Below are 16,358 nucleotides of genomic sequence, written 5' to 3'. Positions count from 1 at the left end.
GATTTGGCCGCCGCCGATCCGTACCCTTAACATTAAGAAAAAAGTAAGAGGGGTGTCCCGTGGTGGCGTCCGCGGCGATTTCGCCGGTGCTGCCCTCACCCCGGTAGGATTCCGGGGGTTTGGGGTCGAGCAGCTGGCCTCGCCCATGACAGGAGTGTGAAATGGCCTTCCACAACCCGTTCATCAAGGACGGACTGATCAAGTTCCCCGACAACGGGAGCCTGGTCCGCCACGTCGAACGGTGGGCGAAGGTGCGGGGCGACAAGCTGGCCTACCGCTTCATCGACTTCTCCACGGAGCGCGACGGTGTCGTGCGCGACCTCAACTGGAACGACTTCGGCACGCGCAACCGCGCGATCGGCGCCCGCCTGCAGCAGGTGACCCAGCCCGGGGACCGGGTGGCCATCCTGTGCCCGCAGAACCTCGATTACCTCGTCGCCTTCTTCGGCACCCTGTACTCGGGCCGGATCGCCGTGCCGCTGTTCGACCCGTCGGAGCCGGGCCATGTCGGCCGTCTGCACGCCGTGCTCGACGACTGCCACCCGTCGGCGATCCTGACCACCACCGATGCCGCCGAGGGTGTGCGCAAGTTCTTCCGCAGCCGCCCGGCCAACCAGCGCCCCCGGGTGATCGCCGTGGACGCGGTACCCGACGAGGTCGGCAGCACGTGGGAGCCGGTCGAGGTCAACAACGAGAGCATCGCCTACCTGCAGTACACCTCGGGATCGACCCGGATCCCGACCGGTGTGCAGATCACTCACCTCAACCTGGCCACCAACGTGGTGCAGGTGATCGAGGCGTTGGAGGGCGAGGAGGGCGACCGGGGCGTGTCCTGGCTGCCGTTCTTCCACGACATGGGCTTGATCACGGTGCTGTTGCCCGTGGTGATCGGCCACTACATCTCGTTCATGACGCCCGCCGCGTTCGTCCGCAGGCCCGGCCGCTGGATTCGCGAGATGGCGCGTAAGGACAGCGACGACGGCGGCGTCATCTCGGTGGCGCCGAACTTCGCATTCGACCACGCCGCCGCCCGCGGCCTGCCCAAGGACGGCGAGCCACCGCTCGACCTGTCGAGTGTGAAGGCACTGCTCAACGGCAGTGAGCCGATCTCGGCAGCCACCGTGCGCAACTTCAACGACGCGTTCGGCCCCTACGGGTTCCGGCCGCAGGCCATCAAGCCGTCCTACGGCCTTGCCGAGGCAACGCTGTTCGTGTCCACGACGCCGGCCAACGAACCGCCCAAGATCGTCACCGTCGACCGTGACGAGCTGAACAACCACCGGTTCGTCGAGGTGGCCCCGGATTCACCCAAGGCGGTGCCACAGGCGTCGGCCGGCAAGGTGGGCGTGGCCGAGTGGGCCGTCATCGTGGACCATGACACCGCCACCGAACTGCCCGACGGGCAGATCGGCGAGATCTGGATCAGCGGCCAGAACATGGGCACCGGCTACTGGGGCAAGCCCGAGGAGTCGGTCGCGACCTTCCAGAACCTGCTCAAGTCGCGGACCGAACCGTCGCACGCCAGCGGCGCCCCGGACGACGCGACGTGGGTGCGCACCGGTGACTACGGCGCCTTCTACGAGGGCGACCTCTACATCACCGGTCGCGTCAAGGACCTGGTGATCATCGACGGCCGCAACCACTATCCGCAGGACCTCGAGTACTCGGCGCAGGAGTCGACCAAGGCGCTGCGCACCGGCTTTGTCGCGGCGTTCTCGGTGCCGGCCAACCAACTGCCCGACGAGGTCTTCGCCGACGCCCACGCCGGCCTGAAGCGCGATCCCGACGACAGTTCCGAACAGCTGGTGATCGTCGGTGAGCGGGCGCCGGGTGCGCACAAGCTGGACATGGCGCCCATCGCCGACGACATCCGCGCCGCGATCGCGGTGCGGCACGGCGTCACCGTGCGCGACGTGCTGCTCACCCCGGCCGGCGCGATCCCGCGGACGTCGAGCGGCAAGATCGGCCGCCGTGCGTGCCGGGCGGCCTACCTCGACGGCACCCTGCGGAGCGGCAAGATCGCCAACGCGTTCCCCGACGAGACGGATTGACCGGAGCGTCCGGCGACCCTGAGGACATCTGACGACTGAGATTCCACCGCTGCGGGTGGCGAAAGAGATTTGAACATGTCTGACACACCGAACGATTCGCCGTCCGCACAGGACCAGCCGATTGTCGCCTCCGGCGACGACAGCCCGATTGTCGCCTCCGGCGACGACGGCCCACTGCGGCCGGCGCAGGTCGACATGACCGTCAACGAGATGCGCGAATGGCTGCGCAACTGGATCGCCGACGCCACCGGCCAGGCCGCCGACAAGATCGACGAGTCCGCCCCGATGGTGGAGCTCGGCCTGTCGTCGCGCGACGCCGTCGCGATGGCCAGCGACATCGAGGACCTCACCGGCGTCACGCTGACCGCGACCGTGGTGTTCCGCAACCCGACCATCGAGTCGCTGGCCACGGTGATCATCGAGGGTGAGCCCGAGGTCGACCACAGCGACGACGACACCGACTGGAGCCGCGACCGCGACGTCGAGGACGTGGCGATCGTCGGCCTGGCGACCCGCTTCCCCGGTGACCTGAACACCCCCGGCGAGATGTGGCAGGCGCTGCTGGAGGGCCGCGACGCCATCACCGATCTCCCGGAGGGCCGCTGGTCGGAGTTCCTCTCCGAGCCGCGGATCGCCGAACGGCTCGCCAACGCCCGCACCCGCGGCGGCTACCTGTCCGACATCAAGGGCTTCGACTCCGAGTTCTTCGCGCTGTCGAAGATGGAAGCCGACAACATCGACCCCCAGCAGCGGATGGCGCTGGAGCTCACCTGGGAGGCGCTCGAGGACGCTCGCATCCCGGCGTCGAGCCTGCGCGGTCAGCGGGTCGGCGTCTACATCGGCAGCTCCACCAACGACTACAGCTTCCTGGCCGTCGCCGACCCGGGGACGGCGCACCCGTACGCGATCACTGGCGGCGCCAGCTCGATCATCGCCAACCGGGTGTCGTACTTCTACGACTTCCGCGGCCCGTCGATGGCCATCGACACCGCCTGCTCGAGCTCGCTGGTCGCCGCGCACCAGGGTGTGGCGGCGCTGCGCGCCGGTGAGGCCGACGTCGTGCTGGTCGGCGGCGTCAACGCGCTGGTCACCCCGCTGGTGACGGCGGCCTTCGACGAGATCGGCGGCGTCCTCGCCTCCGACGGCCGGATCAAGTCCTTCTCCCAGGACGCCGACGGCTACGCCCGTTCCGAGGGCGGCGGCATGCTGGTGTTCAAGCGGCTGTCGGACGCCCGCCGCGACGGCGACGAAATCTACGCGGTGGTCGCGGGCAGCGCGGTCAACCACGACGGCCGGTCCAACGGCCTGCTGGCGCCGAACCCGGACGCGCAGGCCGAGGTGCTGCGCAAGGCGTACAAGGACGCGGGCATCAACCCCCGCGACGTCGACTACGTCGAGGCGCACGGCACCGGCACCATCCTCGGTGACCCGATCGAGGCCGACGCGCTGGGCCGCGTGGTGGGCCGCAGCCGCCCGGCGGACCGGCCCGCGCTGCTCGGCGCGGTGAAGTCGAACCTCGGTCACCTGGAGTCGGCCGCGGGCGCGGCGAGCCTGGCGAAGACGGCGCTCGCGCTGAAGAACAACAAGATCCCGCCGTCGATCAACTACACCGGCCCGAACCCGTACATCGACTTCGACGCGGTGCGGCTGAAGGTCGCCGACACCGTCACCGACTGGCCGCGATACAGCGGCAACGCGATCGCCGGGGTGTCCGGCTTCGGCTTCGGCGGCGCCAACGCGCACATGGTGCTGCGCGAGCTGGTGCCGTCGGACCTGGTGGAGCCCGAACCCGCCGAAGAGGTGGTCGCGGTCACCGCGGCGCCGAACCAGCCCGCGCAGTACGTCGGCGGCGTGCGGATGGACGAGTACGGCGAGTTCATTCACGAGGACTCTGAAGACTCAGATGACGACGACGGTCTGGACCGTCCGGCCGCTGCGCTCGACGACGAGTACGAACTGCCGGGCATCACCGACGAGGCCAAGCGGCTGCTCGAGGCTGCCCGCGAGGAGCTCGCGGCCGGCGAGCAGCCCACTCCGGTTGTGCCGCTTGCCGTCTCGGCGTTCCTGACCTCCCGCAAGCGCGCGGCCGCCGCCGAGCTGGCCGACTGGATCGACAGCCCGGAGGGCCGGGCGTCGTCCCTCGAGTCGATCGGCCGCTCGCTGTCGCGACGCAACCACGGCCGCTCCCGTGCGGTGGTGCTCGCCCACGATCACGACGAGGCGGTCAAGGGCCTGCGCGCGGTCGCCGAGGGCAAGCAGAGTCCCAGCGTGTTCAGCGCCGACGGCCCGGTCACCAACGGCCCGGTGTGGGTGCTGGCGGGATTCGGTGCGCAGCACCGCAAGATGGGCAAGAACCTGTACCTGCGCAACGAGGTCTTCGCCGAGTGGATCGACAAGGTCGACGCGCATGTGCAGGACGAGCGCGGCTACTCGGTGCTGGAGCTGATCCTCGACGATTCGCAGGACTACGGCATCGAGACCACCCAGATCACCATCTTCGCCATCCAGGTGGCGCTCGGTGAGCTGCTGCGCCACCACGGCGCCAAACCCGGTGCGGTGATCGGGCAGTCGCTCGGCGAGGCCGCCGCGGCCTACTTCGCCGGCGGCCTGTCGCTGGCCGACGCCACTCGCACCATCTGCTCGCGCAGTCACCTGATGGGTGAGGGCGAGGCGATGCTGTTCGGTGAGTACATCCGGCTGATGGCGCTCGTCGAGTACTCCGCCGACGAGATCAAGACGGTGTTCTCCGACTTCCCCGACCTGGAGGTGTGCGTCTACGCCGCACCGACCCAGACCGTGATCGGCGGTCCGCCCGCGCAGGTGGACGCGATCATCGAGCGGGCGGAGAAGGAGGGCAAGTTCGCCCGCAAGTTCCAGACCAAGGGCGCCAGCCACACCACGCAGATGGATCCGCTGCTGGGCGAGCTGGCCGCCGAACTGCAGGGCATCGAGCCGCATCCGGTGCAGATCGGCTACTTCTCGACCGTCCACGAAGGCCAGTACATCCGGCCCGGCGGCGAGCCGATCCACGACGTCGACTACTGGAAGAAGGGCCTGCGGCACTCGGTCTACTTCACCCACGGCATCCGCAACGCGGTCGACAACGGGCACACCACGTTCCTGGAGCTGGCGCCGAATCCGGTGGCGCTCATGCAGGTCGGGCTGACGACGGCTGCCGCGGGCCTGCATGACGGGCAGCTGATCGCCACGCTGGCCCGCAAGCAGGACGAGGTCGACTCGATGACCGCGGCGATGGCGCAGCTGTTCGTGCACGGCCACGACCTCGACATGCGCACACTGTTCCCGCGCCGCTCCCGCGGCCTGGCCGGTGCGCTGGACTTCGCCGACATCCCGCCCACCCGCTTCCGCCGCAAGCCGCACTGGCTCGACGTGCGGTTCAGCGGTGACAACTCGGGCATCATGCCGGGTACGCACGTCGCCACCCCGGACGGCCGGCACGTGTGGGAGTACGCCCCGCGCGGCGGCACCGACCTGTCGGCGCTGGTGAAATCGGCTGCCACGCAGATCCTTCCGGATGCCGCGGTGGTCGCCGCCGAACAGCGCGCGGTGCCGGGCGAGGACGCCCGGCTGGTCACCACGCTGACCCGTCATCCGGGTGGCGCCTCGGTGCAGGTGCACGCCCGTATCGACGAGTCGTTCACGCTGGTGTACGACGCAATCGTGTCCCGCGGCGGCCAGGGGATCGCGCTACCCGCCGCGGTCGCCACCGGAACCGTTGCGGCACAGCCACTGACGGCCGCACCCGACGCCGCACCCGCCGAGGACGCCGACGCCGACATCCTGCACGACAACCTGACCGCAGGCGCCAATCTCGGTGCAGCGCTGGGCAAGTGGAACCCGGACTCCGGCGAGTCGATCCACGACCGGCTGGGCACCATCGTCGGCAGCGCCATGGGCTACGAGCCCGAGGACCTGCCCTGGGAGGTGCCGCTGATCGAACTCGGCCTGGACTCGCTGATGGCGGTGCGGATCAAGAACCGCGTCGAATACGACTTCGACATGCCACCCATCCAGCTGACCGCGGTGCGCGATGCCAACCTCAACGCCGTCGAGAAGCTGATCCAGTACGCGATCGAGCATCGCGACGAGGTCGAGCAGCTCGCCGAGTCCCAGAAGGGCAAGAGCGCCGAGGAGATCGCCGCCGCGCAGGCCGAACTCCTGGGCGGTGCGAGCACCGTGGCCGAGCTCGAGGAGAAGCTCGCGTCGGCCGGCCACCCGCTGGGCGCCGCCGAGGAGGTCAGGGAGCAGGCGACGGTGCTCAGCGGCGCCAGCCCCACCACGATCGTGGCTCCGGCGCCCGACCCGCAGGCCGAGCCGGACACCCAGTCGGTCCCGCCGCCGCCCACCGACCCGTCCGGACCCCGGACCTCGGGCCCGTCTCAGTCCACGGTCGCCGCGGCATCCAAGGTGCTCACCCAGGAGGCCGTCACCGAGGCGCTCGGCGCCGACGTGCCGCCCCGCGACGCCGCGGAGCGGGTGACATTCGCCACCTGGGCGATCGTCACCGGCAAGTCGCCCGGGGGCATCTTCAACGAGCTGCCGACCATCGACGACGCGACGGCGACCAAGATCGCCGAGCGGCTCACCGAGCGCGTCGACGAGGGCACCATCACCGTCGACGCCGTCCGCTCGGCGAAGACGGTCGAGGAGCTGGCCACCACGGTGCGCGACTACCTCGAGGGCGGCAAGATCGACGGCTTCGTGCGGACGCTGCGGCCCCCGGTGGAGGGTTCGGACAGCGTGCCGGTGTTCGTGTTCCATCCCGCGGGCGGGTCGACCGTGGTGTACGAGCCGCTGCTGCGGCACCTGCCGCCGGACACCCCGATGTACGGCTTCGAGCGGGTCGAGGGTTCGGTCGAGGAACGGGCCGCCGAGTACCTGCCGAAGCTGATGGAGATCGGTGGCAAGGGCCCGTACATCCTGGTCGGCTGGTCGCTGGGCGGCGCGCTGGCGTACGCCTGCGCGATCGGCCTCAAGCGCGCGGGCGCCGACGTCCGGTTCGTCGGGCTGATCGACATGGTCCGTCCGGGCGAGGAGATCCCGCAGACCCAGGAGGAGATGCGGGCACGCTGGGACCGCTACGCCCGGTTCGCCGAGCGCACCTTCAACGTCGAGGTGCCCGAGATCCCCTACGAGGAACTCGAGAAGCTCGACGACGAGGGCCAGGTCCGGTACGTGCTCGACATCGTCAGCCAGAGCGGGGTGCAGATCCCCGGCGGCATCATCGAGCACCAGCGGACGTCCTACCTGGACAACCGGCTGCTCGAGACGGCGGAGATCCAGCCCTACGACGGGCACGTCACCCTGTACATGGCCGATCGCTACCACGATGACGCGATCTTCTTCGAGCCGCGCTACGCCATCCGTCAGCCCGACGGCGGCTGGGGCGAGTTCGTCGAGGATCTCGAGATCGTGCCCATCGGGGGTGAGCACATCCAGGCGATCGACGAGCCGTACATTGCCAAGGTGGGTGCCCACATGAGCGAGGCGATCAACCGCGTCGAGAGCGAGAGCAAGTGACCACAGGAGAAGCGCCCGCCGTTCGCGCGGCGACCACCGCAGAGAAGCTCGCGGAACTACGCGAGAAGCTGCAACTGGCCAAGGATCCCGGCGACGAGAAGTCCAAGGCCCGCCGCGACAAGAAGGGCCTGCCCAGCGCCCGCGCGCGGATCCACGCGCTGCTCGACCCGGGCAGCTTCCTCGAGATCGGCGCGCTGGCCAAGACGCCCGGCGACCCGAACGCGTTGTTCACCGACGGCGTGGTCACCGGACACGGCACCATCAACGGCCGCCCGGTCGGCGTGTTCAGCCACGACCAGACGGTGTTCCAGGGTTCGGTCGGCGAGATGTTCGGCCGCAAGGTGGCCAACCTGATGGAGTGGGTGGCGATGGTCGGCTGCCCGATCATCGGCATCAACGACTCCGCGGGCGCCCGGATTCAGGACGCGGTGACGTCGCTGGCCTGGTACGCCGAACTCGGCCGCCGCCACGAGCTCCTGCGCGGCATGGTGCCGGAGATCTCGATCATCCTGGGCAAGTGCGCCGGTGGTGCGGTGTACTCGCCGATCCAGACCGATCTCGTTGTCGCCGTGCGTGATCAGGGCTACATGTTCGTCACCGGCCCCGACGTGATCAAGGACGTCACCGGTGAGGACGTCAGCCTCGACGAACTCGGCGGCGCCGACGCCCAGGCCCGCTACGGCAACATCCACCAGGTGGTGGAGGACGAGAAGGCGGCGTTCCAGTACGCCCGCGACTATCTGAGCTTCCTGCCCGCCAACACCTTCGACGACGCGCCGGTGGTCAACCCGGGCCTGGAGCCGGAGGTCACGCCGCACGACCTCGAGCTCGATTCGCTCGTGCCGGACAGCGACAACATGGCCTACGACATGCACGAGATCCTGCTGCGGATCTTCGACGACGGCGACGTGTTCGACGTGGCCGCCAACCAGGGCCAGGCGATCATCACGGCGTTCGCGCGGATCGACGGCCGGTCGGTGGGCGTGATCGCGAACCAGCCGATGCACCTGTCGGGCGCCATCGACAATGAGGCCTCCGACAAGGCGGCCCGCTTCATCCGGTTCTGCGACTCCTACAACCTGCCGCTGGTCTTCGTCGTCGACACCCCGGGCTTCATGCCGGGCGTCGAGCAGGAGAAGGGCGGGATCATCAAGCGCGGCGGGCGTTTCCTCAACGCCGTCGTCGAGGCCGATGTGCCGAAGGTGACGATCACCATCCGCAAGTCCTACGGCGGCGCGTACGCGGTGATGGGTTCCAAGCAGCTGTCGGCCGATCTGAACTTCGCCTGGCCGACGGCCCGGATCGCGGTGATCGGCGCCGAGGGTGCGGCGCAGCTGCTGGTGAAGCGGTTCCCCGATCCGACGGCGCCGGAGGTGCAGAAGATCCGCGCCGAGTTCATCGAGGGCTACAACCTGAACATGGCGACGCCGTGGATCGCCGCCGAGCGTGGCTTCATCGACGCGGTGATCCAGCCGCACGAGACCCGGCTGCTCCTGCGCAAGTCGATGAGACTGTTGCGCGACAAGCAGATCAACCGCGTGCAGCGCAAGCACGGCCTCACCCCGATCTGAGGCCCGCCCGCCCGCGATGAGTTTCCGCATTGCCGGCGGTCATACCGGCATGCGAAAGATCATTGCCGGATTGTTCATCTCCCTCGACGGCGTCACCGAGGCGCCCGATCAGTGGCACTTCCCGTACTTCAACGACGAGATGGGTGCGGCCGTCGGCGCGCCGATGATGGACGCCGACACTCTCCTGCTCGGCCGCAAGACCTACGACAGCTTCGCCGGGGCGTGGCCGGACCGGGAGAGAGACGCTGGCGAAGACGCCGCGTTCGCCAAGCAGCTCGGCGACATGCGCAAGGTGGTGGTGTCGAGGCACGACCTGAAGTTCACCTGGCGCAACTCCGAACAGCTCACCGGTGACCTCGTAGAGGCCGTCACCGCACTGAAACAGCAGCCGGGCGGCACCATCTCGATGTCGGGTTCGGTGTCGGTGATCCGTCAGCTGCTGGCTGCCGGGCTGCTCGACGAGCTGCAGCTGCTGGTGCACCCGATCGCGGTGCGCACCGGCGAGCGGCTGTTCGACGACGGTGACGCTGTTCCGCTGAAACTGCTCTCATCGCAGACCTTTTCGACCGGCGTGCTCAACTTGGTGTATGCACCCGCCGCTACGCCGGGCGCCGCCGGCTACGACGAGGCCAAGGCGCACCTGCCGCAATAGCTCACGGCTGGATGCGGATCCGGCCCGGGGAGTACAGGCCGCTGTGGGTGGTGGTGCCGAGGTCGAGCTGTGCGGGCTCGGCGTCGACGACGGTGTCAAATCTGCGCAGCGAGCCCCAGTCCTGGCCCCAGTCCTCGGACAGGTACGTCGACATCACCGAGGCCTTCAGCAGCAGATCGGTGATGCCGAGCAGCCCACCCTCCAGGCCGTTCTGCCAGGTGTCGGTGCTCTGCAGCTTCGCGAAGTAGTCCGGTGAGATGCGGAACTTGGGCACCTCGGTGACGCCGTTGGCGTGCAGCATCGGCTGCTGGCACGGGAAGGCCATTCCGACGGCCCAGTCCAGCAGCACCGGCTGCTCGGACCCGACGTACTCCTGCACCGACTTCACCTCGGGAACCCGTGGCGGCGTCACGGCGATCCAGTCGCCCTGACCGAGGTTGAGGTCCTCGGCGATCACCCGAACCGCGACGGCGTCGGCCGGGATCTCTGAGCGCGGGTAGCGCAGGTTGCGCCAGGACGGCGTCGGGCCGATGTCGTACGGGTCGACGCGGCCGGCGGGCACGAAGGCGCCGTCGGGTCCGCGCCTGCCGTACTCGAGCGCCACGGTCTGTCCCGACGAAAGACCTTCGGCCACACTGTTGCCGGCGACGGTGCCGGCCGCGGTGATCACGACCAGCGGGTGCGCCTCGTCGGCGGCGGGCAGCTCGTACCAGGCCGACGCGAGCGTGCTCTCCTGCTGCGCCGTGGTGGAGTAGGTGCCCGCGACCGGCACCCGTGCCGGGTCCAGGCCGTAGGGCAGCGGCACCGTCGAACCGTTCACCCCGGGGCGTGGCAGCCGCCGCGGGCCGTTCCAGTCGGCGTCGGTGCCGGGCTGCGGGTTGTTGAGCCGGATCGCCTCGGCGATGATGCGGTCGGGAACGCCGTTGGGGGAGAAGCCGACCGGGTCGGTACCGCCCAGCGGGCCGAGTGGGCCGTACCGGCCGGGCGCGACGCGCAGGAAGCCCGCGTTGGAGTCGGGCTCGACCAGCACGTCGTCGGCCATGCCGCAGCCGCCGACGAACGCCCGTACGTTCGCCCAGCCGTTGGAGTAGGTCGGGTACTGGCGCACCACGCCGATCACCATCGACGCGATGAACACCACGACCATGAACCCGGCGGCCAGTGGGACCGGTGCGGCGGTCAACCGGTCCACCACCCGCGACTCGCGCCGCCCGGACACGTGCAGCCAGAACGCCCAGAGTGCGGCGATCGCGAACAGCGCGAAGAACACCGTAGACACGGTGACCCCGCCCAGCTGTGGCACCGAGTTGTTGAACGGCACACCGTAGTTGGAGACGTACCACCAGCCGTTGACCGAAGCGAAGCACAGCGCCAGCACGAAGAACACCAGTGCCAGGAACGCCATCCGGTTGCGTGCCGAGCGCAGCACCGTCCGTGACATCAGCACGGTGGTGAGCGCGGCCATGGCGCCGCCCACCGCGGCGAACAGGCCGAAGTGGTGGATCCACTTGGTGGGGGTGAACATCAGGAAGAAGATGGTGGCGAAGATGATGCCCATCAGCCGCCAGGCCGGGCCGCGGGCGATGCCGGCAATCCTCTTGCGGCGCAACATCATGAACAGCGCCGGGAACAGGCACAGTGCGGTGAACAGGAAGGCGAACCGGCGCGAGATCGCCCCGTCCACCGTCGGCAGCACCAGGTAGTAGTAGCGCAGGTTCTCGGTCCACCACTCCTGGCTGGGGCCGATCGCCGTGCGGATCCGGGTGGCCTCCAACACCGTTGCGATGGTCTGGTCGGCGAACACCACGCACAGGATCACGGTGCCCGCCGCGAGCATCGGCGCGATCAGCGGCCAGGTGCGGACCGTCTGCCTGCGGCGCATCACGATGCGAAGGATCGGTCGCCCGCCTGCCACCAGCGCCGCCACCGCGATCAGTCCGGTGGGCTGGATGCCCAGCGTGAACGCCGCCGAGAAGATGGCCAGCGCGGCCGGGGCCAACCGGCCCGAACTGACGGCGCGCTCGATCAGCACGTAGGTGATCAGGGCGCCGGTGGCGATCTGCCCCTCCGGGCGCAGGCCGTTGTTGAACGGCATCCAGGCGCCGATCAGCACCAGACCGGCCGCCCACAGCGCCGGGCGGCTGGCGATCACGGCGGGCCCCAGTCGAGGCAGCACCTCGCGGGACAGCAGCAGCCAGCAGATCAGCGAACAGGCCAGGTCGGGCAGACGCATCCAAATGCCGGCGGTGCTCACCTGCGACATCAGCGCCAGCACGTTGTAGTACCAGCCGAACGGGTCCTCGGGGACGCCGAACCAGCGGAAGTAGTTGGCCATGTAGCCGGAGTGCTCGGCGGTGCGGGCCATCTGCATCTGGTAGCCGTCATCGGAGGAGTTGGTGCCGATGATGTACCAGAGGGCGAACACACCCACCACGAACGCGTCCACGGCGGTGAAGGTCCGCCAACGGGTGGGGATCAGCCGGCGCATGCGGCGGCCGTCGAGGCGGTCCAGTCGCCACAGGGCGACCAGCGCGACGGCCGTGCACACGATGCCGAGCACCATCGCGAGCAGTTTGACCGTCGTCGGCTGGGTGCTGAAGCGGGTGTCGATCGCGGCCGAGAATTCCAGCCCGGGCGGGGCGGGACCGGTCAGATCGGTGAACACGCCCACGATCGCGGGCCGCAGGTTGGGGTCGGGGAATCCGGAGCGCTGCGGGCTGCCGTCACGTTTGGTCAGCCCGACGAACTCGGCGTAGGTGCCCTCGATCGTGGAGGTGATGTCGATGCGCTCGCAGCCGGGCCCGGCGACGCGGTCGCGTTCCACGCTGGCCACCACCACGTTGCGCACGATCACGTCGACGCGCGAGGCCGTGACGTTGACCAGCATCGCGTTCAGTGCGGCGTCGCGGCCCTCGGCGGGCGCGGTGCCGAGCACCAGTCCGCCGTCGCGGGGCATTCCCCGGACCACCTCGCACGGGATGCTGGCGGTGAGGCTGACCGGCGCCTGGGTGATCAGCGGTGCCGTCACGTTGGCGAACTGGCCCTGCTGGGGCCAGTTCAGCGTCGCCGTGGTCTGGGTGACCGGGAGCAGCGGTGTGGCGACCGACATCACGAACCCGAGCAGGCCGGCGATGGTGGCGACCCAGCGCGCCACCCGCACGTCGCGGCTCCGGTCCCTGACCTCGTTCACGCTGCCGATCACGGGAGGGCCCTGATCGGTCCGCCACGGCTCCAGCCGAACACCCGCTTCGAACCCTCCTCGATCACCGCGTCGGGTGCGTCGTCCCGGGGCACCACACGGTTGTAGCGCTCGATGGAACCCCAGTCCCGGTACCAGTCGTCACGCAGGTACGTCGGGATCGACTCGGTGCGCAGCAGCGCCTGGATGAACAGGAACGGCCCGCCGTCCTCGGCCGACTGCCACTGGTTCGACGAGGTGATCACCTGCTTGAAGTTGGGCAGCACCCGGTACTCCGGCAGTTCGGCCACCCCCAGGTGTTCGGAGAACGGGCGCTGGCACGGGAAGTTCGCGGCGGTCGCGATGTCCATCAGCACGGGCGTCCGGTCGCCGAGGAAGTCCTGGGCGGTCTGCAGCACCGGCACCCGCGGCGGTGTGAACCCGAACCACTGGTCCTCCGACAGGTTCGGGTCGTCGGCCACGATGCGCGCGACGTTGGCCTCCGGCGGCGCCCACGCGAGCGGGAAACGCAGGTTGCGCCAGGCCTTCTGCTGGACGATGTCGATCGGCTGCACCTCGCCGAGCTCCTGGTAGCTGCCGTCGGGCCGGTGCACACCCCACTGCAGTTTGAGCGACTGGCCGTAGTTGAACGAGCCGTCCTCCTCGTAGTACCAGATCGCGCCCGCGGCGGCGACGGTCACCAGCGGCCGGTCGGCGGTGCGGGGCGGCAGCTGGTACCACGCCGAGGTGGCCTGCGCGGCGACTCCGGCCTCGTCCGAACCGGGCTCGGCGAAGCTGCCCATCACCGGCGTGCGGTCCGGGTCCAGCCCGAACGGCAGGAACACCCGGGAGCCGTTGACCCCCTCGGGGCCGTAGCCGCCGCCGGTGCCCGCCGCGAAGCCGACGGCGATGTTGGGCTTGTCCACCGGGCCGTCGGAGTTGACCGTGCCCGGGTTGGCCGCCACCGGCTCGGCCGGCTCGAGGGTGTCGTTGACGCCGTTCGGGGTGAAGCCGACCGGGTCCTCCCCGCCGAGCGGGCCGTACTCCCCGAAGCGCTGACCCGGCACGGGCGCCAGCATGCCTGCGTTGGTGTCGGCCTCGACGAGCACGGCGTCGGCCATCGCGCAGCTGTCCTTCGAGAGTCCCGACCGCAGCGCCGACAGGTTCGCCGCACCGGTGGTGTAGACGGGGTAGCGCGTCGCGGTGGCCTTGAGCATGGAGCCCAGCTCGAGCACCACCATGATGGTCGCGACGACGAGCAGCGGGGTGGACGCCAGCGCCCGGTTGCGGCCGGTGTCGGCGACCTCGGTGTGCCCGGCGTAGTCCATCCGGAAGTGCAGCCAGCCGGTGAGCAGTCCGCCGGCGATGGCGAGCACCAGGAAGATCGTGGTGACCGGGAAGCCGACGATCACCGGCTGCTTGTCGAACCACGGCACGCCGTAGTTGCCGACGTAGAACCAGCCGTTGAGGCCCGAGGTGGCCCATGCCAGCACGAAGAGCAGCGCCGTGACGTACAGCGCGAGGTTCCGTCGGCTGTGCAGACCGACACGGGCGAAGGCGAACGCGGTGATCGCGCCCAGCGCACCCGCCAGCCCGGCGAACGCGCCGAACTGCACGGCCCACTTGGTGGGCGTGAGCGTCAGCAGGAGCAGCCCCACCGCGGTGGTGCCGGTCAGCCGCCACACCGGTGCGCTGAACGCGCCTGGCACCCGGCCGCGCCGCAGCAGCACCATGAGCAGGCCGAACACGCACAGCAGCAGGATCAGCACCGAGAAGCGCCGGGTCAGCGAGCCGTCGACGCTGTCCTCGACGGTCAGGAAGTAGTACCGCAGGAACTCCTGGTACCAGGGGATGGTGGGGCCGACGACGTACTTGATGCGGACCGACTCGGCGACGGTGGCAAGGGTCTGGTCCCGGAAGGCGATCACAAAGATCAGCGACGCGGCGGCGGCCAGTGGCGCCAGCGCGGCGCCGAGCCCGTGGGCCGTCCTGCGGGCGGAGACGATGCGCGCGATGGGGCGTGCCCCGACGAGCAGCGGCGCCAGGGCGATGAGTCCCTGCGGCGCGAGTGTCACCGAGAACACCGCGATGACGATCGCCGCCGCCGCCGGCCACAACCGCCGCGTTCCGATGGCACTCTCCACGAGCATCCACACCGCGACCACGCCGAAGGCGATCAGCGGTTCGGGGCGCAGGCCGTTGTTGAACGGCAGCCACGCCGCCAGGAACACCGCACCGGCGGTCAGCACGGCGACGCGGTTGGCGGCCAGCCGCCTGCCGAGCCGGGGCAGCGCGCACCGGCTGATGATCAACCAGGTGGCGATGGCAGCCGCGGTGGCAGGCAGCCGCATCCACGTCCCCGCAGTGCTGACCGACGCCAGGTGCGCGAGCACCGACTGATACCAGTCGAAGGGCGCCTCGGTGGCGCCGAAGAAGCGGAAGTAGTTGGTGGCGTATCCAGCCTCGTCCGCGATGCGCGCGATGGTCAGGTTGTAACCGTCGTCCGAGGACGGCGGCCCGACGACGTGCCACACCAGCAGGGCGCCCACGACGCCGGCGTCGGCCAGCCACGTCGCTGGCCCGGCGCGCACGACACCGCGCCACGCCAGGGCGATCCGCCGCCTGCCGCGGCGGTCCAGCACCGCCAGCGCGACGATCGAGGCGATGACGCACGCGACGCCGAGCACCATCACCGCGAGCTTGAGCGGTGTCGGGGTGGTGATGAACCGGGTGTCGACGTCGATGCGCGCCGACAGGCCGGGTTGGGCCGCCACGTCCAGGTCGGTGAAGACGCCGGCGACCTGTGGCTTCTTGTCGGCGGGAAGCACGCCGGCCGCACCGGGGATGCCGATGAAGTCGGCGCCCGCACCGCCGGCGTCGGCCCACACGTGCAGCGTGCTGCAGCCGCCGCCGGCCACCGCGGCGCGCGGGGCGACGGCCGCCACCGTGTCCCGGAACGCGACCAGTACGGCGTCGGTGTTGGCGCGGACGAACAACCCGTTGCGGCCGGAGGCGATGCCGCCCTCGGGGATCGTCGAGAACACCGTTCCGCCGTTGGGCGGCAGGGTGGCGATCGCCCGGCAGGGGATCGACACGTCGAGCGCGAGCGGCGCACCGGACACCAGCGGCGCGGTCAGCTGCCCGACGGTGCCTGATGTCGCCGCCGGAGCGGCTCCGGTGCCTGATGCGGCCGGGGCCTGCGGCCACAGGATCGTGGCGGTGGTCTGCTTCACCGGCAGCAGGGGCACCAGCGCGCACAGCACGACGCCGGCCAGGCCGGCGACGACCGCGATCAACCGGGCGATGCGGGGACCGCGGACGGCGGTGTCTTCGGCATCGGCGGGCACGAGGGACGATGGTATGCG

The 16,358-nt window shown here is 69.9% G+C and carries 6 protein-coding genes; 4 read left to right on the top strand and 2 right to left on the bottom strand.

Features of this window, described 5'->3' with window-relative positions:
- Positions 1-161 precede the first annotated feature (161 nt).
- The 4 genes from fadD32 to O6P37_RS23680 all read left to right on the top strand — a co-directional run bounded on the left by fadD32 (position 162) and on the right by O6P37_RS23680 (position 9,815).
- The gene (gene fadD32 / locus O6P37_RS23695) at positions 162-2,051 is read left to right on the top strand and encodes a long-chain-fatty-acid--AMP ligase FadD32 (RefSeq protein WP_269896370.1); all 1,890 of its coding nucleotides are present in this window, start codon (positions 162-164) and stop codon (positions 2,049-2,051) included.
- Positions 2,052-2,246: 195 nt separating this feature from the next.
- Positions 2,247-7,592, top strand: coding sequence for a polyketide synthase Pks13 (gene pks13, locus O6P37_RS23690; RefSeq protein WP_269896399.1), 5,346 nt, complete (start codon positions 2,247-2,249; stop codon positions 7,590-7,592).
- Positions 7,589-9,163: an acyl-CoA carboxylase subunit beta gene (locus tag O6P37_RS23685; RefSeq protein WP_269896369.1), complete on the top strand. Its 1,575-nt coding sequence runs from the start codon at positions 7,589-7,591 to the stop codon at positions 9,161-9,163. Before pks13 ends, O6P37_RS23685 begins: the two co-directional genes overlap by 4 nt.
- 49 nt (positions 9,164-9,212) lie before the next feature.
- Positions 9,213-9,815: a dihydrofolate reductase family protein gene (locus tag O6P37_RS23680; RefSeq protein WP_269896368.1), complete on the top strand. Its 603-nt coding sequence runs from the start codon at positions 9,213-9,215 to the stop codon at positions 9,813-9,815.
- A 1-nt stretch (position 9,816) separates the two neighbouring features.
- Here O6P37_RS23680 and O6P37_RS23675 read toward each other — a convergent pair whose 3' ends face one another.
- Both O6P37_RS23675 and O6P37_RS23670 read right to left on the bottom strand, forming a co-directional pair.
- Complete coding sequence (locus tag O6P37_RS23675) at positions 9,817-13,017, bottom strand: arabinosyltransferase domain-containing protein (protein ID WP_269896367.1); 3,201 nt, start codon at positions 13,015-13,017, stop codon at positions 9,817-9,819.
- Complete coding sequence (locus O6P37_RS23670; RefSeq protein ID WP_408633239.1) at positions 13,014-16,355, bottom strand: arabinosyltransferase domain-containing protein; 3,342 nt, start codon at positions 16,353-16,355, stop codon at positions 13,014-13,016. The genes O6P37_RS23675 and O6P37_RS23670 overlap by 4 nt, the downstream gene beginning before the upstream one ends.
- Positions 16,356-16,358 lie beyond the last annotated feature (3 nt).

It is taken from the genome of Mycobacterium hippophais (genome assembly GCF_027529605.1).
Lineage (GTDB): Bacteria > Actinomycetota > Actinomycetes > Mycobacteriales > Mycobacteriaceae > Mycobacterium > Mycobacterium arseniciresistens.
Note: the sequence above shows the minus strand (reverse complement) of the source record. Positions and strands in the feature narration are given on the sequence as shown.

What these genes read in the sequence shown, in the direction of transcription:
- fadD32 (WP_269896370.1), top strand. Translation starts at nt 162, where the DNA reads ATGGCCTTCCACAACCCGTTCATCAAGGACGGACTGATCAAGTTCCCC.
- pks13 (WP_269896399.1), top strand. Translation starts at nt 2,247, where the DNA reads ATGACCGTCAACGAGATGCGCGAATGGCTGCGCAACTGGATCGCCGAC.
- O6P37_RS23680 (WP_269896368.1), top strand. Translation starts at nt 9,213, where the DNA reads ATGCGAAAGATCATTGCCGGATTGTTCATCTCCCTCGACGGCGTCACC.